The 21,218-nt window shown below is 69.8% G+C and carries 17 protein-coding genes; 6 read left to right on the top strand and 11 right to left on the bottom strand.

The window, feature by feature from the left end; translation table 11 throughout:
* Positions 1 to 701 precede the first annotated feature (701 nt).
* On the top strand, positions 702 to 1,175 hold the full coding sequence (locus tag MKK84_RS00155; RefSeq protein WP_243915999.1) for a hypothetical protein: 474 nt from the start codon (positions 702 to 704) through the stop codon (positions 1,173 to 1,175).
* Between the two features lie 785 nt (positions 1,176 to 1,960).
* On the opposite strand, the gene MKK84_RS00150 is transcribed toward MKK84_RS00155, so the two are convergent.
* Together MKK84_RS00150 and MKK84_RS00145 are read right to left on the bottom strand one after the other, a co-directional pair.
* Positions 1,961 to 3,295 carry a hypothetical protein gene (locus MKK84_RS00150; RefSeq protein WP_243915997.1) on the bottom strand — a complete coding sequence of 445 codons (1,335 nt, stop codon included), beginning with the start codon at positions 3,293 to 3,295 and terminating at the stop codon, positions 1,961 to 1,963.
* Between the two features lie 964 nt (positions 3,296 to 4,259).
* Positions 4,260 to 6,215, bottom strand: a complete 1,956-nt coding sequence (locus tag MKK84_RS00145; RefSeq protein WP_243916001.1) for a YgiQ family radical SAM protein — start codon at positions 6,213 to 6,215, stop codon at positions 4,260 to 4,262.
* A 359-nt stretch (positions 6,216 to 6,574) separates the two neighbouring features.
* On the opposite strand from MKK84_RS00145, the gene MKK84_RS00140 reads away from it, so the two are divergent.
* The 3 genes from MKK84_RS00140 to MKK84_RS00130 all read left to right on the top strand — a co-directional run bounded on the left by MKK84_RS00140 (position 6,575) and on the right by MKK84_RS00130 (position 10,138).
* Positions 6,575 to 6,934, top strand: coding sequence for a hypothetical protein (locus tag MKK84_RS00140; RefSeq protein ID WP_243915994.1), 360 nt, complete (start codon positions 6,575 to 6,577; stop codon positions 6,932 to 6,934).
* A 334-nt stretch (positions 6,935 to 7,268) separates the two neighbouring features.
* A complete protein-coding gene (locus MKK84_RS00135) occupies positions 7,269 to 9,758 on the top strand; it encodes a GAF domain-containing protein (RefSeq protein WP_243915992.1) in 2,490 nt (829 codons plus the stop codon).
* 5 nt (positions 9,759 to 9,763) lie between these two features.
* Entirely contained in the window at positions 9,764 to 10,138 is a 375-nt protein-coding gene (locus tag MKK84_RS00130) for a response regulator (protein ID WP_243915990.1), read from the top strand.
* Between the two features lie 264 nt (positions 10,139 to 10,402).
* On the opposite strand, the gene MKK84_RS00125 is transcribed toward MKK84_RS00130, so the two are convergent.
* On the bottom strand, positions 10,403 to 11,074 hold the full coding sequence (locus MKK84_RS00125; protein WP_243915987.1) for a FadR/GntR family transcriptional regulator: 672 nt from the start codon (positions 11,072 to 11,074) through the stop codon (positions 10,403 to 10,405).
* A gap of 205 nt (positions 11,075 to 11,279) precedes the next feature.
* On the opposite strand from MKK84_RS00125, the gene MKK84_RS00120 reads away from it, so the two are divergent.
* Positions 11,280 to 11,972: a fumarylacetoacetate hydrolase family protein gene (locus MKK84_RS00120; RefSeq protein WP_243915980.1), complete on the top strand. Its 693-nt coding sequence runs from the start codon at positions 11,280 to 11,282 to the stop codon at positions 11,970 to 11,972.
* Positions 11,973 to 12,133: 161 nt separating this feature from the next.
* Positions 12,134 to 13,279: an alpha/beta fold hydrolase gene (locus MKK84_RS00115; protein ID WP_243915972.1), complete on the top strand. Its 1,146-nt coding sequence runs from the start codon at positions 12,134 to 12,136 to the stop codon at positions 13,277 to 13,279.
* Between the two features lie 43 nt (positions 13,280 to 13,322).
* Here MKK84_RS00115 and MKK84_RS00110 read toward each other — a convergent pair whose 3' ends face one another.
* The 8 genes from MKK84_RS00110 to MKK84_RS00075 form a co-directional block, all read right to left on the bottom strand.
* Positions 13,323 to 14,738, bottom strand: coding sequence for a cytochrome P450 (locus tag MKK84_RS00110; RefSeq protein ID WP_243915970.1), 1,416 nt, complete (start codon positions 14,736 to 14,738; stop codon positions 13,323 to 13,325).
* A gap of 4 nt (positions 14,739 to 14,742) precedes the next feature.
* Positions 14,743 to 16,140 (bottom strand): L-serine ammonia-lyase, encoded by a 1,398-nt coding sequence (locus MKK84_RS00105; protein ID WP_243915968.1) that lies wholly within the window; start codon positions 16,138 to 16,140, stop codon positions 14,743 to 14,745.
* Positions 16,141 to 16,517: 377 nt separating this feature from the next.
* On the bottom strand, positions 16,518 to 16,745 hold the full coding sequence (locus tag MKK84_RS00100) for a hypothetical protein (protein WP_243915959.1): 228 nt from the start codon (positions 16,743 to 16,745) through the stop codon (positions 16,518 to 16,520).
* A gap of 385 nt (positions 16,746 to 17,130) precedes the next feature.
* The gene (locus MKK84_RS00095) at positions 17,131 to 17,739 is read right to left on the bottom strand and encodes a hypothetical protein (protein WP_243915957.1); all 609 of its coding nucleotides are present in this window, start codon (positions 17,737 to 17,739) and stop codon (positions 17,131 to 17,133) included.
* A 259-nt stretch (positions 17,740 to 17,998) separates the two neighbouring features.
* Positions 17,999 to 19,792, bottom strand: coding sequence for a LysM peptidoglycan-binding domain-containing protein (locus MKK84_RS00090; protein WP_243915955.1), 1,794 nt, complete (start codon positions 19,790 to 19,792; stop codon positions 17,999 to 18,001).
* Between the two features lie 102 nt (positions 19,793 to 19,894).
* Positions 19,895 to 20,374 (bottom strand): YidB family protein, encoded by a 480-nt coding sequence (locus MKK84_RS00085; RefSeq protein WP_243915941.1) that lies wholly within the window; start codon positions 20,372 to 20,374, stop codon positions 19,895 to 19,897.
* Positions 20,375 to 20,543: 169 nt separating this feature from the next.
* Positions 20,544 to 20,927, bottom strand: coding sequence for a CsbD family protein (locus MKK84_RS00080; RefSeq protein ID WP_243915939.1), 384 nt, complete (start codon positions 20,925 to 20,927; stop codon positions 20,544 to 20,546).
* A 90-nt stretch (positions 20,928 to 21,017) separates the two neighbouring features.
* A partial coding sequence (locus MKK84_RS00075; protein WP_243915937.1) for a CsbD family protein occupies positions 21,018 to 21,218 on the bottom strand: 201 nt, incomplete at its 5' end.

The raw sequence follows: 21,218 nt of genomic DNA, 5'->3' as shown, positions 1-21,218 counted from the left end.
CTGGAGGCGTCGAAGGCGTAGCCGGCGTTGATACCGAAGTAGGCGCCCGACCAGGTGAACACCGGCACGGGGGTGAACACGGGCGGCGGGGCGGCGCGACGCGGCAGGTCGGCGGCCGAGGCGGCGGCCGTCAGGGCGGTGAAGGCGGCGAGCGAGGCGAGAAGCTTGGTCATGTGGGTTGATCCAGTGTTTCGATCTGGTGCCAAGGCTACCGGTCTCTGATCGAATTGGCTGTAGTTTTACGGACACACCCAACCATCATGAGGCGCCGTCTCATAGTAAACCGTCCGTGAACATCCGATTGGTCACCGGAATACATCGCGATGTCCGCGGCCGAGCACACAAACAACTCTGCGGCATTAGGGTTGCAGCTGGCCACACCGCGATCGATTGAGTGTGATCCAAATGCTACACACCGGGTGGCGCGGCCCCTAGCGGAGACGCCCCAACGTTCTCATCGCCCCTCCGATTGGGTTGGGGCATCGCTCCGGCCACGGCGATCGGAGCGCCGCACGGATGGAGCTCCCATCGCCCGGTCAGCCCCCCGATGTGACGCCGCGCCTTGCGGATGACGCAACGGAAGCGGCTGACAATGCTCGTTGGCCGGATGGCCTACAAAAACGCGTCAGACACGCTTCCATTGGCTCAAGACTGCACTACGCTCTCCGATTGCACTAAAGATGCATTGGAGACTTGTAATCATGGGCCGCCTGGTTTCTTTTGCCCTGCTGGTCGCGGGCAGTGCCGCGATCGCCACCCCCGCCGCGGCTTTGTCCACCAAGGACTGCTCGGTGAAGTATCAAGCCGCCAAGCAGGCCGGCACACTCAACGGTCAGACCTGGAACGACTTCCGCAAGGCGTCGTGCGGCGCGGCGGCCGACGCTTCGAGCAACACGGTGCCGAACCCGGTTGCGCCGTCCGCATCGACCGCCGCCCCAGCGCCGACCACGACCGCATCGAGAACCGCTCCGGCACCGGCAGCGGCCCCCGGATCGGCCGCCTACCCGCGCGCCGTCGACCCGAAATACGCCAAGGAGTCGCCGGGCAAGGCCCGGATGCACACGTGCCTGGACAGCTACAATGCGGCCAAGGCTGCGGGCACATTGGGCGACGCCCGATGGATCCAGAAGGGCGGCGGCTATTATTCTGCGTGCAACAAGCAGCTCAAGGGATAAGCCCGCACGCGGGACCTCGCGCCTCCCGTGCGGGACGCAAGGCCGCCCTAGCCGTTGCGATCCCGCACGGGACCGATGCCCGGGAGCCCCTCGGGCCGACAGGGACGACGTGTCGGACCCGCCGGCACGCGAGTCCGTTGAACCGTGCCCCGCCCTGGCCGTTCCTGTGCTGCAACAGTCACACGGGGAGACCGCATGGTCCGGACTACAATCGCGCTCGTCGGAGCCCTGGGCATCGCTCTGGCGGGTCCTGCCGCGGCCCAGGTTGTCACCGGCGGCGCCGGCAATACGGGCGTGGCTCCGCCAGCCGGCACCGGGGGCGTGAGCCCTGGCGCCCGGGATCTAGGTCCCAGCCCGATCACCAGAGGCAACGAGGCCAACCGCAGCAATTCACCCGTGGTTGGAACGACGCCGAACGTGAATATCGGCGGAACACCGACCAGCGGGCCTCCTGGTACCGGTGGTACGTCGGGTGGCCCCTCGCTGGACGGCCGCTAGAACGCGCGGCGCCGAAGAGCAAACCGGTTCGGCGCAACTCAGCGCGTCACAACAATGGTTGAGAGCCGCGCCCGATGGCAAAGCGATCGGGCGCGGCTCGTGGAATTAGGTCCAAGCCGGAGTTCGGCGCCGGGATGGTGTTCGCGCGCTGACCCCAGCGGGATGGGCCGCACGTCGGCGGCCCGCTCTGCTTCAGGGATGCCCGGTCACCGGAGATCTTCGACCCCGTTCGCGGACCAGCGCAGAGCCACCGTGCCGGATGCAGCCGGCTCGGGGTTGCGACCGCCTCAGAACTCGCCGGCCAAGCCCGCACGGGCTCCCAGCGCGTTGTTGCCGCCATACGCGACCCCCGCCGTGACCGCGATCGGCACGCAGCAGGTGGGCAGCCGGTGTGCCACCGCCACGCCGCCCGCCCATTCACCGCGATAGGTTGCCCCGTTCGTGGCCCAGGTGGTCTTGCCCGGTGCGGAGGGCATCGGCGCCGTGGCCATGGCGATCGCCATGGCGACACCCTGTCGAGCCTCCTTGCGCGTCTGGATGGCGTAGCGCTGCATGGCGTCGGTCTTGGCCTCCAGCGTGTTCACCTGCGACTGGACCGCGTCGACCCGGCCAGCCATGCTCGCGATGCTCGCGGGTCCGTAGGCCGACGCCGCGAGATTGCCGCTGGCGTCCGTGGTCACGAAGTTCGTCGGGCCGCTCTGAGCCGCCGCGCTCGCCGGCGAGGCGATGCCAGCCAACGTATAGGTGCTGCCGGCCGTGCCGATCGCGACCTGGTTGGCCCGCGTCGTCCGGACGTTGGCACCGATGGCGACGGCGTTCGCCTGATCGGCCCGCGCGCCGCTGCCCAACGCGACGCTGCCGTCTCCGCCCGCCGAAGCGGTCGCGCCGACCGCCGTGGATCCCGAACCGCCTGCGCCGGCGGCAAAACCCAGGGCGGTACTGCCATCGCCGAGCGCGGCCGACGCCGTACCCACCGCCGTACTGCCGAGACCCTGCGCACCGGCTCCGTAACCGAGGGCCACGCTCCCGGTCTGGGCGGCGCGGGCACCGGTCCCGACGGCGGTCGATGCCGGACCCGACGCGCTCGCGCCGTAACCGACGGCCAGCGCATCATCCCCGCCTGCGCTCGGACCGGGCAAGCGGCTGGTGTTGTTGGCCGCCACACCCGTGAGATCCGAGAACGCGGAGAGCCGAAGGTCGGTGACGACAGTCTGGCCCTGAGACTGCATGACGGTGCCCGTCACGATATAGATGCCCTGTCCACCGCCCATGCCACCGGCGCCGCCCGTGCCGCCGCCGGTTCCGCCGGTTCCGCCCGTATTGGACGTCCCAAGCGTGAGGCCAGTCCCGAGCAGACCGTCACCCGGACCCGTCGTGCCCACGAGCAATCCGGTGCCCAGAACACCCGTTCCGCTCGTTCCGACATTCAGGCCCGTTCCAAGCACGCCGCTGCCGGGTGCGCTGGTGCCGATCCCGAGCCCGCTCCCGAGCACGCCCGTCCCGGACGTGCCGACAATCAGGCCCGTTCCGAGCACGCCGCTGCCGGGTGCGCTGGTGCCGACCCCGAGCCCGCTCCCAAGCAGGCCCGATCCGGACGTGCCGACCGTCAAACCCGTCCCCACGATACCGCTGCCAGGGGTTGTAGTGCCGACGGATAAGCCGGTGCCAAGGATGCCCCCACCGGTTGTATCGAAACCGCCCCTGAGCAGCTGCGCGTGAGCGGGAGACGCGGCAACAGCACCGAAAAGTCCAGTCGTGAGCAGAAGTGCTCTGACGTGAGCGCGTCGCCGAAAGCAGTTTACCTTGCTGTCGAGTCTCAGCATGACGTAGAATTCCCCAGACATCTGCAAATCTTTAGCGGATGCAGCTCACGACGCCCGCGGCCATCTGGCGGCGCCATCGATATCAACAGCTTGTGGTTGAATAGTTGATTTCGTCTTAAGGTTGCAATATCCATACGATACAACCGGATGCGGCTCAGGATGGTGTCGGACCTGGCGCGGCACCTGGCCTTTCGATCGCCGTCCGCACGAGCCGCCGCAGGGTGGGCCGCGGCATCCCCGATGCGGCGCGGATACAGGCTGGCGAACGCCGCCTTCGTCGCTTCGAACGGGCGAAGATCAGCGCCCGTCACCGCTGAAGCTTACGTTCGCGCGCGCTGGCCAATCCTTCGACGGCGCATCTGCCACGGCGGGCCAAATCGATGGCTCTGCCCTTACGTCCGGAGCATGTTCACTTTTTGTTCCGATTCGGCCGAGCCGTACTTGTACTGCGCCCGTATCGACCACCTGCGCGTAAGCAGGCCGGGCGCGGTCCGCGGCTCGCCGATCGGCCACGCCCCCTGTGCGGGCTTCCCATCCCCCGCCCACGACATCCTCGCAGGCGCGCTCGAACTGCGGCGCCGGCGCGTGCCCAACCGACCCGCCACCGGCTGGTAGCGCACCGGGATCCCCCGTTGGAGGGTGCCGGCCGCTACGATCTCACCCGCGTCGATCGCAGCCTTGCGGCAGGCCGCGGCGGCATCACGGTGGCGGCCCGCGACGGGCAGATGGTCTCGGACCATCCATCGTCAGCGGCGCGCGAGCCTTACTTGCGCAGGGGCACGCCCTTCGTGGTGAAGCTCTGGCCACCACCCGGGCGGTACACGGGGCGGGGCTGGCCGCCCGTCCTGCCCGCGCCCGCCCCGGTTCCCGGCGGCTGCGAGAACGGCACGAGCTGATCCGGCCGCGGCCCGATGAGATCGGCGCGGCCCATCTCGCGCAAAGCCTCGCGCAGCAGCGGCCAGTTCTCGGGGTCGTGGTAGCGCAGGAACGCCTTGTGCAGCCGCCGCTGGCGCAGCCCCTTGATCGCGTCGACCGGCTCGCTGCCGCCGCGGCGCACGCCCCGGAGGGTGTTGATCTCGGTGTGGTACATCGCGGTGGCCGTCGCCATCGGCGAGGGCAGGAACGTCTGGACCTGATCGGCGCGGTAGTTGTTCGCCTTGAGCCAGAGCGCGAGGTGCATCATGTCCTCGTCGGTCGTGCCGGGATGGGCTGCGATGAAGTACGGGATCAGGTAGTACTTCTTGCCCGCCTCCTTGGCGGCGGCGTCGAACATCTCCTTGAACCGGTCGTAGGTGCCGATCCCCGGCTTCATCATCTTGTCGAGGGGGCCGCGCTCGGTGTGCTCGGGCGCGATCTTCAGGCGGCCGCCGACATGGTGGGTCACGAGCTCCTTGATGTATTCCGGGCTCTTGACCGCGAGGTCGTAGCGGACGCCCGAGGCGACCATCACCTTCTTGACGCCCTTCACCTCCCGGACCTTGCGGTAGAGGCGGATCAGGTCGTCGTGCGAGGTGTTCAGGTTCGGGCAGATGTCCGGGAAGACGCAGGAGGGCAGCCGGCACGCCGCCTCGATCTTCGGGTCCTTGCAGGCCATCCGGTACATGTTGGCGGTCGGCCCGCCGACATCCGAGATCACGCCGGTGAAGCCCGGCGTCTTATCTCGAATTAACTCGATCTCGCGCAGGATCGAGTCCTCCGAGCGGTTCTGGATGACGCGGCCCTCGTGCTCGGTAATCGAGCAGAAGGTGCAGCCGCCGAAGCAGCCGCGCATGATCGTCACCGAGAACTTGATCATGTCCCAGGCGGGGATCTTCGCGTCGCCGTAGGACGGGTGGGGCGCGCGGGCGTAGGGCAGGTCGTAGACCGCATCCATCTCGTCGCTGGTCAGCGGGATCGGCGGCGGGTTGAGCCACAGGTCGCGGTCGCCGTGGCGCTGGACCATGGGGCGCGCATTGCCGGGATTGGCCTCCCGGTGCAGCACGCGCGAGGCGCGGGCATAGGCCTCCTTGTCGTCCTTGACCTGCTCGTAGGCGGGCAGCCGGATCACGGTCTCGCCGGGCCGGCGGGTGGCGGCCTCGTCCGCGGAATCGAGATCGTCGGCGGGCAATTCCGTGTAGTGGCCGGGCACGCGGCGGAACAGGGCGACGCCCCGGATCGAATCGAGCTGGTGCGGCGCCTCGCCGGCCGCGAGGCGGTTCGCGACCTCGACCACGGCGCGCTCGGCGTTGCCGTAGACGAGCAGATCCGCCTTCGCATCCGCCAGGATCGAGCGGCGCACCTTGTCGGACCAGTAATCGTAATGTGCGATCCGGCGCAGCGACGCCTCGATGCCGCCGAGCACGATCGGCACGTCCTTGAAGGCCTCGCGGCAGCGCTGCGTGTAGACGATGGTGCAGCGGTCCGGGCGCCGGCCGCCTTCGCCGCCGGCCGTGTAGGCATCGTCGTGGCGCAGCCGCCGGTCCGCCGTGTAGCGGTTCACCATCGAATCGAGATTGCCGCCGGTGACGCCGAAGAACAGATTCGGCTTGCCGAGCGCCTTGAACGGCTCGGCCGACTGCCAGTCCGGCTGGGCGATGATGCCGACCCGGAAACCCTGCGCCTCGAGCAGCCGGCCGATGATCGCCATGCCGAAGCTCGGGTGATCGACATAGGCGTCACCCGTCACCAGCACGATGTCGCAGGACTCCCATCCGAGCGCAGCCATTTCGGCGCGGCTCATCGGCAGGAACGGCGCGGCCTGTCCGGTCGGCGGCTTGCGGGCGAACGAAGCCAGGGCGGGTATGGCGGGCGTCTGGAGGTCCATGGGGCCCATGCATAGGCTCCCGGGACCGAGAGCTCAACGCGTGGTTAAGGACCGGACGCCGCGTCCACGAAACGGCTGAGCTTGCCGCTCGGGGCAAATCGGACCGATCGCGATGCCCGGTCAACCCACAATCCTGTTCGGCGTGGGCAAGATTTCGGCCGTGCCGTACGTCACCGCGCTTTCGAAAAGGCAGTCTATGATCCCACACCGTTCGGCAGACCGACGGGCATTTCAGATCTGCCAAATGTCGACGCACAGGCAGAAGGTGTACGACCATGAAGACTCTGCTCGCAGCCGTCCTGATGCTCGGATCGACTGTCGGCGCGATGGCGGGCGAGTCGTACGGAGTTTATCGGGACTACTTCGACATGAAGCCCGCACCGATAAAGCGCGCGCCGCGCAGCGCGAGCCAGACGCCGGGCCCCGTCGACAGGCGCGGCCAGACCAAAGGCGACCGCGTCGAGATGTATCGCTACGACGATGGCGCGTTCGGAAGGACACCCGACGTGAGGCCGCGCAGCTGGGACGGCGGGTACGTTCCCGTGCATCCGCGCAGTGCATCGCCGGACGGCTTCTGGAGCCCGATCGACCAGTCCCACGAGGGCCGGGAAGTCCACCGGCCGCGGTATCGGTGATGCCGCTCCCGTGAGGGTGCGATCGACGCTCCGGCCTGAGTTCTCGACAGCGGGGGCGATCGTGATCGGCCCCTCCCCTGCCGCGTCGCCCGGACCCGGCTGGCTTCGGCGGTCGGATTCCAGCCGGTCTGCTGTCCGGCGATAGGCCACGGGAGCAGACCTCTGGAGGATGGACCGATTCCTCGAACGCACCACGGCAGGCACGCGCGTGGTGGGACCCCTGCCGTGCACAGCCCGACGCCTTCGTTTGGAATTCGCGTTCTGCGACCATACGGATAGGATGACCGACAACGGCGCTTGGCCTATGCGGGGGCCGTTGACATGAATGGATGCAATGTCGTCCTCGCCGGTCCCCCCAGCCGTCCACGATGCAGACCGGCTGGAAAGTCTGGCGGCGTACGGTATCCTCGATACCCCGGCCGAGCCGGGCTTCGACGACATCGTGCAGCTGGCCTGCCAGCTCTGCGACATGCCGGTGGCCCTGGTCAGCCTGGTTGCCGAGGATCGGCAGTGGTTCAAAGCGCAGATCGGCTTCCCGCATTGCGAGACCGACCTCAACAGCTCGGTCTGCGCCCACGCGCTGGCGCAACCCGATGAGCTGCTGATCATCCCGGACCTGACCACCGACCCGCGTACGTCGGCCAACCCGCTGGTCACGGGCGATCCGTTCATCCGGTTCTATGCCGGCGCGCCCTTGCGCACGGCCCGCGGTCTGGTCCTCGGCACCCTGTGCGTGATCGACAAGAAGCCCCGGCCGAATGGGCTGAGCGCGTCACAGCAGAACGGCTTACGCCTGCTCGCCCGACAGGTGCTGAGCCAGCTCGAACTGCGTCGGGCCGTCGAAGCCCGTGACGTCCTGCGTGTCAACGAGGGGCAGGCATATCGGACCCGCGAAGCCCTACGCGACACCCAGCTGGCGATCTCCGCCGCCGAGGGAGACCTGCAAACGATCCTCACGGCCGTGATCGACGGCGCCATGCAGGCCCTGCCGGCGGCCGATGGCGGGGTGTTCGAGCTGCTGGACGGCGCCCACCTGGAGTATCACGCCACGCGGGGCGCGGTGGCGGCTCATGCAGGCCTGCGCATCCCGCTGGACGGGAGCGGAGCCGGGTTCTGCGCACGAACCGGCGCGCCGTACCTGATGGTCGATGCCAGCCGCGATCCGCACGTCAAGCGTGAGCTGATCGGCACCCTGCAGATCGGCTCGGCGGTGTTCGCGCCCGTCCTGCGCGGCGTGACCGTGCTGGGCGTGCTCAAGCTGCAGTCGCGCGTGCCGATCGCGTTCAATGCGCATGACCTCGCGCAGCTCGCCATGTTCGCCGGCGCCGCAACCAGCGGTCTGGCCGAAGCCGCAGCGCGCGCCGAGACGCGGGCGCAGGACACCTACTGGCGCGGGCTGTTCCAACGCCTCAGCGAAGGGTTCATCGTCGGCGAAGTGGTTCGCGCCGCCGACGGCGCGATCACCGACTGGCGTTACGTTGAGGTCAATCCGGCTTGGGGCAAGCTGGTCGGCGTCGATCCGATGACGGTGATCGGCCGCACGATCCGCGAGACCTTCCCCGGCATCGAGGATGCCTGGGTCGATGAGTTCGCCCGGGTCGTCGTGACCGGCGAGCAGACGACGTTCGTCCGTCAAGTCGGCACTCTGCGTCGCTGGTACGAAGGGCGGGCGTTCCGTGTGAATCGCGACCGCTTCGGAATCATCTTCTCCGAGATCACGTCACGGGTGGAAGCCGATGCCCGCCGTGCCGCGATGCTGGCGCTCGGCGACCGTCTGCGCGATCTGACTTCTGCGGCGGAGATGACAGCGGCTGCTGCCGAGATCGTCGGCCGCACCCTGGGTGCCACCCGTGCCGGCTTCGGCCGCGTTGTCGGTGACGTGGAGTTCATCGACATCGATGCGGACTGGACGGCGCCCGGCCATGTGAGCCTTACAGGCCGGCACGCGTTCGACGAGTACGGCGATTTCAGAGGAGAACTGCGCCGGGGTGAGGCCCTGGTGATCAACGACGTGACTGCCGACGCGCGCACGGCCGCTGATCCTGCGGCGCTGCAGGCGATCGGCGTCGGTGCGATGGTCAACATGCCGGTGCGCGACCGGGGCCGCACGGTTGCGCTCTTCGTCGCCCACGACGCGAACCCCCGTGTCTGGACACCCGAGGAGCTGGCGTTCCTGCGCAACGTCGCCGACCGGCTTGAGGTCGGTGTCGCGCGCGTGCGGGCCGAGGAGCTGCAGGGCGTCCTCAACGCGGAGCTGGCGCACCGCCTGAAGAACACCCTGGCCATCGTGCAGTCGATCGCCTCGCAGACCCTCCGCGGGGTCTCCGAACGACCCTTGGTCGAGGCGTTCGAGCGGCGCGTGCTGGCCTTGTCGCGCGCGCACGACGTACTGATTCAGAAGAGCTGGACCGCCGCCAGGATGCGCGCCGTGATGGAGAGCGTGCTGGCGATACAGGCGGATCTCGACCGCTTCGCGCTCGATGGACCGGATCTGGACATCAGCCCGCAGGCGGCCCTGTCGCTGTCCCTGCTGCTGCACGAGATGGCCACCAACGCGCTCAAGTACGGGGCGCTGTCGACCGGAGCCGGCACGGTGCGGATCAGCTGGCGCACCGAGATCGATCAATCGCCCGCGCTGGTGCTGGACTGGGCCGAGATCGATGGACCGCCGGTCGAGCCACCGAGCGGCCGGGGCGGCTTCGGGTCGAAGCTGATCCGCATGGGCCTGCTCGGAACACGGATAGCCGTCCTCGATTACACCCCCCTCGGTCTTCGTGCCGAGTTCCGCGCACCGCTCTCCGAAGTTCAGGTCCTCGCTCACTGACCCTGATGGCACAGTCCCAATCTCCGAACCCGACCTACGTGCTCGTCGTCGAGGACGATCCGATCCTGATGATGGCGCTCGTCGACTTCGTCGAACAGGCGGGGTGCGACGCCGTCGAGGCGACCACCGTGGTCGAGGCGATCCAGATCTTGGAGACCCGCGCCGACATCCGCACCGTGTTCGCAGACCTGGATATGCGCGGCTCGACGGTGGGCATGAATTTGGCTCTGACGATCCGAGACCGCTGGCCGCCGATCGAGCTGCTGATGGTGTCCTCGCAGCCCTGGGACGACGCTCAGATCCCGGAGCGGGGCGTGGTCCTCGGCAAGCCCTTCGACCGGCGCAAGATCGAGGCGGTGATCCGCAGGTTCGCCAGCTGACGCGGGGCAGCGAATGACGGCTTACGGGCGTCATCCGACCCGCCCGTAGCATCCGTTAAGGCGCAACCGGTCCGCCCGCGCCCCTTCACCGTCTGGCCAAGCCGAATTTCGCTGACATCCCGCCATGGCCCGGCGATGGGGCACGCCGCCCTGGTGCCGTGTGCTCCGGAGCAGACGCTCCACGCGGACCGCGTCGGATCACGGGACCGCCTGCCCTGCGCGCGGAAGCCTGGTGGTCGGCTCGAACGGCTCAAGCAAGTGGGATCAGGCCGGCGCCATCGCGGCGTGAACCGCCGTGACGTGAGCGGCCATCTCGCGCCGGGCCGCGGCTGGATCCCGCGCGGCGATCGCGGCCACGATCCGGTCGTGCTCGGCGAAGGATGGGTGATCGGCCGGCGGACCCTCCTCCGCGGCGCGTGGACGATCCCAGGTCATTACGCGCCGGATGGCGGCGAGGTGATCGTACAGGAACAGGAGCAGCGGGTTCCCGGCGGCGAGGGCGATCGCCCGGTGGAGGCGCGCGTCCTCGAGCTCGTAGCCGCGCCATGTCTGCCCGGCACCGCCGCTCGCGTGGAGCGCCCGGCGGAGCGCATCGCGTTGGGAGGGTGCGGCGTGCAGGGCGGCGAGGGCCGCCAGCTCTGGCTCCACCGCCAAGCGCGCCTGGACGAGGTCGGGGGGCGTCGCGCGGGTCGCCAGCGCCGCCACTTCATCGATCGCCGCCAGGGGGCGCGATCCCAGGAAGGTGCCTTTGCCGACATGACGCCAGAGCTGGCCGTCGGCTTCCATCACCGCCAGCGCCTTCCGCAATTCGCCCCGTGATGTCCCGAGCGCCTCGGCCAGGATCCGCTCGGGCGGCAGCCGGCCGTCGGCTGGCAGCCGCGTCTTCGCGAGATAGGCCTGCAGGAGCGTCAGAACCGGGGCGGCGTCGGAATCCATGCAGTCCCGTCTAGAGCCGGGCTCCCTCGCGTTGCAAGCGAGCACGGCCCTAAGCCTTTGTTTCGACGCGCTCTCTTGCGCCGAACCGGTATCCTCGCCGGAGGAGAATGCCGCAGCGGCCCGGGATGTCAGCGGCGGATCGATGACCTTGACGCCCGTCGCCCCAGCTTCTAACCAATACGCAGGATTGGTTAGAGAGCCTCAGATGCGCTACGTGATCGAGCCGCCCGCATGCGTGACCATCCCCGTGGAGGGCGAGGCCGCCGCCTTCCCGGTGCGGCGGGTCTGGTGCGTCGGTCGCAACTACGCCGCGCATGCCCGGGAGATGGGCCATGACCCCGACCGGGAGCCGCCGTTCTTCTTCGCCAAGCCGGCCAACGCGGTCGTCGCCGGCGGCGGCGAACTGCCGTTCCCGGACCAGACCGACGATCTCCACCACGAGGTCGAGTTGGTGGCGGCGCTTGGTCGGGGCGGCGCGAATATCGACGCCGCGGAAGCCCTGGAGCTCGTCTACGGCTACGCCGTCGGCTTCGACATGACGCTGCGCGACGTCCAGGCCGAGGCGAAGAAGCTCGGGCGGCCCTGGGACCTGTCGAAGGGTTTCGACCGCTCCTGCCCGATCAGCCCGATCGTCCCAGCCGCGCGCATCGGCCATCCGGCCGCGGGCCGGATCGCGGTCGCGGTCAACGGCGCGGAGCGCCAGAGCGGCGATCTCAACCAGATGATCTGGTCGGTCGCGGAGGCATTGGCCTGCCTGTCGCGGGCGGTCGAGCTTCTGCCCGGCGATCTGCTGATGACCGGAACCCCCGCCGGGGTGAGTGCGGTCAAGCCCGGGGATGTCCTGCACGGCACCTGTGACGGGGTCGGCGAGATCCGGGTCGCCTACCGGGCGCGGTGATCTGCAAGAGACCTTTGCCGAGACCTTTGCCAAGACCTTTGCCAGGACGTTCGGCACGAGGGTCGCGGCGACGGGAGCGCCCTGCGCCGACGGTGACACCGGCTCGGCGCGAGAGAACGCCCACCAAGGGCTGAGAGCCGCCAGGGAAGCGAGTTGGAGCCATGACGACCACAGCCTCGGCCGGCCGGACCGGTCTCACGCGGACAATCCTCGCCGCCTGGGCGATCGCATGCGCGTCCGGCGCGGCGGGCGACCCGGCCCCCTATCCGAACCAGCACGAGGCGGATCTCGGCGTTGCAGGCTTCAAGCTGGAGAGCGGCGCCGTCCTGCCGGAGGCGCGGCTGCACTACACGACGCTCGGAAGCCCCCACCGCGACGCGAACGGGGACATCGACAACGCCGTGCTGGTGCTCCACGGCACGACCGGCACCGGCAAGCAGTTCCTCGCCCCGACGATGGGTCCGGAGCTGTTCGCGCCGGGCGCACCGCTCGACGCGGCGCAGTACTTCGTCGTCCTGACCGACGGGCTCGGCCGCGGCGGCTCATCGAAACCCTCCGACGGCCTGCGCGGGCGATTTCCCCGCTACGGCTACGGCGATGTGGTCGAGGGGCAGTACCGCGTCGTCACCGAGGGTCTCGGGATCCGGCACCTGCGGGCGGTGATCGGCACCTCGATGGGCGGGATGCAGGCCTGGATGTGGGGTGAGCGCCACCCCGGGATGATGGACGGCCTCGTGGCGGTCGCCAGCCAGCCGATCCCGGTGAGCGGGCGCAACGCGCTGTGGCGGCGCCTGCTGATCGAGGCCATCCGCTCGGACCCGGACTACAAGGGTGGAGATTACGAGACGCCACCGACGCACTTCACCAAAATGCTGCCGATCTTCAACATCATGACCGAGAGCGTGCTCAGCCAGCAGCAGGCGGCGCCCACCAACGCCGACGCGGTGACGCTCTACGGCCGGCTCGCCGCCAATTACGCGGGCAAGGTCGACGCCAACGACTGGCTGTACTGGTTCGATTCGTCGTTCGACTACGATCCGTTGCCCCGGCTTGGGGAGATCAAGGCGAAGCTCCTGGCGATCAACTTCGCCGACGATGCGCTCAATCCGGTCGAGCTCGGCGTGATGGATCCGGCGATCCGGCGGATCCCCGGGGCGCAGTTCGTCCTGGTCCCGGCCTCCCCCGAGACGCATGGCCACCAGTCGTTGCGCTACGCGACGCTGTGGCGGCCCTATCTCGCGGCGTTCATGGCCGCGCTCGGACCGTCGGGTCCGGTGGCGGAGCACGCGGCTCCGGCCGCCCGGTGATGCGGCACGACTGAGGATCTGACCGGTCTGCCGGCCTTCGCCCTCATGCACAGGGCCGCAGGCGGAAGGTCGGGGATCGGCTCGGCCGGGTGGCGAATGACCCGACCGGCAGCACCGGGGCGCCGTCGTCGAGGACGAGGTCGTTGTCGCGTAGCAAGCGCGCCAGGACCAGCACGGCCTCCGACGTGGCCAGCTGCGCCCCGATGCACACGCGCGGGCCCGCGCCGAACGGCAGGAAGCTGGTGCGATCCGGCTTCTCGGACCCGAGGAAGCGCCCGGGGTCGAAACGCTCGGGCGAGGCCCACAGGCGCGGGTCGGTGTGCAGCAGGGTGAACGGCATCAGCACGATGGCCCCGCGCCGGACGGGGACGCCGCACAACTCGTGATCCGCCACCGCTTGGCGCGCCGTCATGTAGGCCGGCGGATAGAGCCGCAGCGCCTCGTCCACCACGGCGCGCGTCTGCGGCAGCGCGCCGACGGCCGCCCCCGCACCGCCCGGCGAGAGGTCCACCTGCCGCGCTTCCCGCCGGATGGCGTCGCGCCAGTCGGGCGCGTGGGCCAGGAGGTAGCAGGCCCAGAACAGCGTCAGACCCGTCGTCTCGTGCCCGGCGAAGATCATCGTCGAGACCTCGTCGGCCAGGAGGTCCTCCTCCCGGTCCCCGTAGGCCTCCGACAGGAGATCGAAGAGGTCGCGCGGCGCCCCCGGAGGATGCGAGGCCCGGCGCCGGGCGATGATCGCCAGGATGAGCGCCCGCCAGCGCCGGCGGAAGCGCGCGCGGCGGATGGTCGTCACCGTCGGCACCCAGCGCGGCAGGATGAAGTCGCTCGCCCGCGGCCGCCCGATACCGGCGGCATAGGCCAGGAGCAGGCCGCGCAGCTGCGGCCCGAACGTGTCGATCTCCAGGGAGAACATGCTCGTGCCGGCGACCGCGAGGCTGAGATCCTGCATCACCGCGAGCAGGTCCACGGGCGCCCCGCGGGACGCCTCCAGCGGGGCGAGGGCCGCCTCGGTACACGCGGCCATGTGCGGGGCCAGCAGGGTCACGGTGCGGGGCGTGAAGGCGGGTGCCAGGATCCGGCGCTGCCGGCGCCAGGCCTGTCCCTCGCTGGCGGCGACACCACGCCCGATCAGGGCACCGAAGATGCGGTCGCCGGCTGCGATGCGCCGGTAGAGCTCCGGGCGCGCGGCCAGCACGTCGCGCATCGCCTGCGGGCCGGCGGCTATCACGACGTCGCGGCCCGGCATGGGCATCACGACCACGCCTTGCGCGCGGCACCGGGGCGGGAAGGCGGCGTAGGCGTTGCGGCGCAGGCCGGCCAGGACACCGAGGGCCCCTACGCGGTCCGGTGCCAGAGGCGGCATGGGCGGGATGAAGGCTGGCCCGCGCGTGTCGGGCGCCGCGATGATGGTCTCCATCGGATTGTCCTCATCGTGGGCGGCGGTCGCCGTTCGGCGCACGCCGTCAACATTCCGGAAGATTGACCGCGAGGCCGCCGGTCGAGGTTTCCTTGTACCGGACGCTCATGTCGCGCCCCGTCTGCTTCATCGCCTCGATGCAGTTGTCGAGCGGCATGACGTGGCTGCCGTCGCCGCGCAATGCCAGCGACGCGGCGGCGACGGCCTTGATCGCCCCGAGGCCGTTGCGCTCGATGCACGGAACCTGCACCAGCCCGCGGATCGGGTCGCAGGTGAGACCGAGGTGATGCTCCAGAGCGATCTCGGCGGCGTTCTCGACCTGCGCGTTGCTGCCGCCGAGCGCGGCGCAGAGACCGGCGGCCGCCATCGCGGCGGCAGACCCGACCTCGCCCTGGCACCCGACTTCGGCACCGGAGATCGAGGCGTTGGTCTTGATCAGGCCGCCGATCGCCGCAGCCACCAGCAGGAAATCGCGAATTCCGGTCCGATCCGCGCCGATGCAGTGGTCGCGGTAATAGCGCATGACCGCAGGGACGACCCCGGCGGCCCCGTTCGTCGGCGCGGTCACGACCTGTCCACCGCCGGCATTCTCCTCGTTGATCGCCATCGCGTAGACCGACAGCCAATCGTTGGCGACGTGCGGCTGTACGCGGTTGGTGCCCCGCTCGGACAGCAGCGCCTGATGAATGTGCCGGGCGCGGCGGCGGACATTCAGGCCGCCCGGCAGGGTTCCGTCGGTGGCCAGACCGCGATCGATGCACGCGTCCATGACGCCCCAGATCCGATCGAGGCCGTCGTCGAGATCGGCGTCGCTGCGGCTGACCGTTTCGTTCGCCCGCTTCATCGCTGCGATGCTGCGGTCCGACGCAGCGCCCATCGCCAGCATCTCGGCGGCGCTTCCGAACGGATAGGGGCGCAGCACGGAGGCATCGACGGCCTTGATGTCGCCCCCGGCCAGTTCCCCCGCGGTCAGGACGAAGCCGCCGCCGATCGAATAGTAGGTCTCCGTCAGATACGGGACGCCGTCCTGGTCGGTGGCGCGGAAGATCAGGCCGTTGGCATGGCCCGGCAGGGGCGGGCCGTAATCGAACACGACCCCCTGCCCGGCCGCGAACGCGATCGGGGGAAGCCCCGGGGCATCGATCCGACCCGTGGCGCGCAGCGCAGCCTCGCGGCGCGCGGCCCCGTCCGGATCGAGCGTATCCGGCCGGAACCCGAGCAGGCCGAGGATGACCGCCCGATCCGTGGCGTGCCCCTGCCCGGTGAAGGCAAGACTGCCGTGCAGGACGACCTCGATGCGGAGCGAAGCCGGCGAAGCGGCCGCGCGGCCGCTTCGCTCGCGCAGCGCATCGAGGAAGCGCGCGGATGCGAGCATCGGTCCCATCGTGTGTGAGCTCGACGGCCCGATGCCGATCTTGAAGATGTCGAAGATGCTCAGGAACATCGGGACCTCACATTTGCCGTCGCCGGGCGCTGCGCAGCCGATCGACGCCGATGCGCCCTGGTAGCGGAGGCGATACCCGGCGCGCCACATCTGCCGCAGCGGGCGGGGCCGTTTCGGTCTCGCCCGGCAGGCCCGATCGGCAGCAAAGCCGGATCCGTGCCACGGTCAGGCCTGACCCCTCCCCCCGGATCGCAATGCGGCAGGCCAAGGTCGGCGGCAACGGTCTCGCGCGGTCGAGGAAGATCCGTTCAGACTGGGTGCGGCGACGCGGGCCCAGCGGCAACCTGGCGCGAAGATGCGACCGCCGCCTGCGTGTCCGCATGCTTTCGCAGTGACACGTTCCCGGCCGCGTCGGCCTTGCGGGCGTGGAGCGTCCCCTAGCGGCGCGGCGTCTCGGCCGGCTCAGCGCCGAGGCGCCGCATGCAGGCGTGGTAGAGTTCCGCCCCCAGTCCGTAAGGCGAGAGGCCCTTCGGGTTCGGGGCTGTGAAGACGTGATTGCGTGCCTCGTCGCGGCACCTGGCGTCCTCGGGGCCCTTGATCGGCTGGTTCTGTGCAAAGGCCGGCGACAGCACGCGCGTCAGCAGGACGGCCGCGGCGAGGAGCATTGGAACCGCCCTCACTGGCCGCACCCGGCTTGGCAGGCCTCGACCGCACAGCTTGCGAGGTAGATCATCGTTCCCTTCATCGTCATGTCTTGTGGAGGCATGTCGTGCGGATGAACACGGCAGAGCAGCGGACGCCCTATGATCCGGCGAGCAGACCGGCAGACTGGATCACGACTGTGACAAGCATGCAGACGGCGGCCACAGCCACGGCATACGACACGATTTTCATGGCCATCTTCATGGCAGGGCTCCGGGCGCTGTAGGCCTCCCCTGGTCGGAGGCCGAATGGAGAGGGTGGGCCGTGGTCCACGATCCGAGGGTGGAGATGCGCGATCGGCCGCCGTGAGCGGACCCGCCTCCGGGCCGGAGGCGGGTCGTTGTCCGATCAGCGCGTAGGCTGGGGGATCAGGTTCCTGGCCTCTTGGACCGCATCGCGGCAGGACTGATCGCCCTTGGCGTTGAGATCCGTCGCGCGCTGCAGCGCGGTCTTGGCCTGCGAGATCTTGTCTTCCGTGGAGAGGCTCGCGGAAGCCGAGGGGGCATCGCCCTGCTGCGCCTTCGCGGCGGCGGTCGGCTTGTTCTCGGATTGCGCCCGAACGTCGGCCGGTGAGGTGGCGACCCGGCCGCTCGCCACGGCGTCGGCCTGCGCGGTGCCGGTTGCGGCGGCGACGGGCCCCGCTACGCCACCGACCGTCCCCGGCGAGCCGCCAGCTTCGCGGCTCGCGCGGTCACCCGGCTTGTCGCCGGCCTTGGACGCGGTCCCCGTCGTGTCGGCTGATTGCGCGTCGGAACCCGCGTTCGGCCCCTTCCGCTGTCCCGCATCCGGCTGGGAGACGGGCGCCCCCATTCCGACCTGAGTCCCGAGTTCCCGCTTCAGCGTGGCGATGTCATCCGTGCACGGACCGCCTTCCTGGGCAGAGGCCACCGTGGTGGCGAGGCCGAAGGCGGCCAGGGCGGCTGCGCCGCACATCATCTTCAGACGCAAAGATTTCATCCTTCTATGTTGGCGGCCATAGAACAGTGTCTTAGAATTTTCGTTCATGTGTCAGTGGATATAATCGCCTGTAAGCGACAACTTGCCACTGTGTATGGATGAATGACGAATTTGATTCGTGATTCACCGGCGTCCGCGGGGATCGACTGAAGGTCGTCAGCACGATGAACCTCGCAGCGGACGCACTGCTTTTCCGCAACGGTGGCGTTCGGAACCCACGCCCGTGCGGCCGGCGATGCGAGCTTGCCGCTCGGCGGCCTCAACGGGGCTGCGTATCCGCGCCGCCTTTTCCATCGTGCTCCGGCGGCAGAACGAAGACCTGTCCGGGATAGATGAGATCGGGATCCTGGATCTGCTTGTGGTTGGCGTCGAAGATCAGGGTGTAGCGCTCGCCCTCGCCGTAGGCGCGGCGGCTGATCCGCCAGAGGCTGTCGCCGCGCTCGATACGGACGGTCCCGATCCTGGGGACGTCGATCGCGGAGGTGCCGCCGGTCCCGGACGGACCGGTGGCGGCAAGGCTGCCCGTCGTCGGGGTCCGAACCTGGTCCGCCGGGTGTGGACGGGGCGGGATCGCGTTCCCGGAGGTCCGTTGCTCCGCGATGTCCGGTCCGGCGGCCTGAAAGGCCGAGCCCTGCTGCGCGGCGGCGTATTCCACCCCCCTATCGTGGTCGGGATCTGGGGCCTTGAACGGGACCTCCGCCCGGTCGCGGACCTTGCCCGTCGCGGGATCGACCCAGTCGAGCCGGACCGTGTAGTCCCCCGCCTTCACTCCCTGGCCGATGGCGAACGTCACTGTCCCGTCGCGCCCCACCGTAGCCGGGGCGATCAGCGTGCCGTTCAGGTAGAGCCGCAGGTCGGCCCCGGGGGCTCCGCGCGCCGTGACGAACAGCTTCCCGCCGTCCTGGGCATCGATGCTCGCCACCGTTGGCGGGGTTGGCGCCCTGCCGGAGGAGGCCTCCGCCCGGTGCGGATCTTGCGGCGGATGAACGGAATCGGACGCCGTCTCGCCGTCCGCTCTACCCGCTCCGGCCCGCGCCGTGTCGATTTCGGAGCCACGCGGAGCAGGCTCGGGTGTCGATGCGTCCCGGTGCATCGCGGGCGGGTCCTGCTTCGCCGTCCCCTCCCCCTCGGCCCGGAGCGCCTGCCGCCCCGCCGCAAGAACCGGAATCGGGCCGGTCGCGGCTGAGCCGTCCGATTGCGAGAGGATCCTCGTCGGCTTGTCGGGTGCCGTCAGGGCGACGAGCGGCTTCACATCACGGGATGGCGCGACCAGGACGGCGATGCGCGCCGCGGAGCGCTGCATGTCGCCCCGCGAATCCATGGCCCGCAGCGCGATCTCGCTGCTGCCGGTCGGGAGGGGCGGCGGCACGATCGTGAATTGTCCGCCGGCATCGGCGCGTACCTGGGCCACCGGCTTGCCGTCGACGAGCAACGCGACGGCGGCGTTCGGCGCGGCCCGACCTGCGATTACGGCCTCGCCGTTCGGCTCGACGCGGACGACGTCGAAATCCGGCACGGCCGACGTAGGCATGGGCGCAGACGGGAGCCCGGCCGGCGTGCCCGGCCCGGGCGTCCGGACAGACCCGGCCGGCATGTCGGCCGCCGAAGCCGGCGCGCGGGCGGACCCCGCCGCCAGGGGCGACAGGGCAGCCAACGGTTTCGCAGCATCGGAGGGTATGGCGGAACCGGCGTCGAGCCGCGCATCACGGCGCTCGTGGACAAGGCCGGCCAGCCCCGCCAGGAGCAGCAACACGGCAACGAGCCCGACGGCCAGGCTGCGGCCGCCTGTCATCCGGACCGCGGATGACGGAGCGGCGGTAGCTTTCGTCAACGCGGCCTCGGTCGAGATGCGTTTGGAGCCGTGCCCGATCGCGTTGCGGTCCAGCACGGCTCCAAGCCTCTGTCGCGGCCCGCGCACGCGCCCTGAAGCGGTATCAGCCCCGGCGGAGAGCGTTCGACGCGGCCGCCGGCCGAGCAAGGCGGTGATGACCCCGAGACCGGCGAGCGCGGCGATGAACGCAGTGACGAGGATACGACGCAGGGCGGCCATCATGACGTGTCGATTCCCAAACGTCGTGACGGCGGCCGACGGATGCCGGCCCGCGTCGAATGCCCGGCCGCCCCGAGGCGCGACCGGGATCTTCAGGCTTTCTGGTCAGGCGAGGCGACGCCCGTCGGTCGCGTAGCGGTCGATGGCCGAGGGCAGCTCGCGCGACAGGCGCGCGAGGAGGTCGGAGCGGCTCAGGCCGGTCTGCTGCGTGAGATGGTCGAGGGTCTGCGGGCCGATGGCGCGCTCCAGATCCGCCTCGGCGATGGCGTGGTTGTCACCCTGGTTGATCCAGGAGTTCGCCGCCACGCCATGGCCGCCCTTGGTGAAGTGGTCGACGAGCTCGGCCAGCCCGCTGGCGATCAGGCCGCCGACCCCGGCCGAGCCGACGCCGCCCAGCACCTGCTGCAGGTTGGACGGGATCGTCGATCCGGTGGCCGGCGACGTCCGACCCACCGGCGGCACGAGCGTGCCATGGGCGTCCCTGGCGGGAGTGCCGAGCCACTCGGAGATCTTGTCCCGGTTCTGGTAGCCCGCCACCGCAAGCAGGCCCAGCAGGGCCGTCATCGAGGGATATCCCTTGCTCATAGCGCGTCCTTTCCGTGATGGGTCGGTGGGGTATTCTGGCCTTCGGTGGTCAGTGGCCCCGGCGCGGCGGCGTGGCCACCCGGCCGGTGACGCGGCGCGTGATGAACGCGATCACCCGGGGAAGGACGAGAGCGGTGAGAAGCTTGCGGATCATCGGGATCTCCGGAGGTCAGCGGGAGGAACGGGCGAGCCAGCCCAGCGCGAAGGCCACGCCCACGAAGGCGAGCAGTGTCGTCGTGCGGTTGGCGTCGGCGTAGCGGACGGCGCGGCGGCCGTGGGTCGTCACCCGGTGGCGTGCCGCCTCGGCATAGTGCCGGCCGTCGTCGATGAGAGCGTCGGCCCGCTCCCGCACTTCGTGGGCGAGATGGCGGCCATCCTCGGCGAAATCCTCTGCCCGGTCCCGGGCACGGCCGTAGGCGTACTGAGCGCCACCAGCCACCTGATTGACGGCTCCGCGCACCTGGCGGGCCGGGTCGCCGGCGAAGCCGCCGATGGCGGTCTGCGCGCGACCCTTGAGGTGACGGGACGCGCCACGGATCTGGTCGCGGTTCATGTCGGTCTCCTGTGGTGGATTTAACGAGCCCCGCATGGGGGGCGAGAGACGGCGCCGGCCGGGCCGGCGCCGCGACGGGTCAATCTGTGGTCAGTGCTTGCCGGTGATCTTGTCGGCGAGGGACTTGGCGCCGTCCTTGACCTCGCCGGCGGTCTTCTGCGCCTCGCCCTTCAGCTCCTGCACCTTGCCCTCGGCCACCAGCTTGTCGTTGCCGGTCACCTGGCCGGCCGCCTGCTTGACGTTGCCGACGGCCTCGTTGGCCAGACCCTTCAGCTTGTCGGTCGTGCTGCT

The sequence above is a fragment of the Methylobacterium sp. E-065 genome, from assembly GCF_022829605.1.
GTDB lineage: Bacteria > Pseudomonadota > Alphaproteobacteria > Rhizobiales > Beijerinckiaceae > Methylobacterium.
Note: the sequence above shows the minus strand (reverse complement) of the source record. Positions and strands in the feature narration are given on the sequence as shown.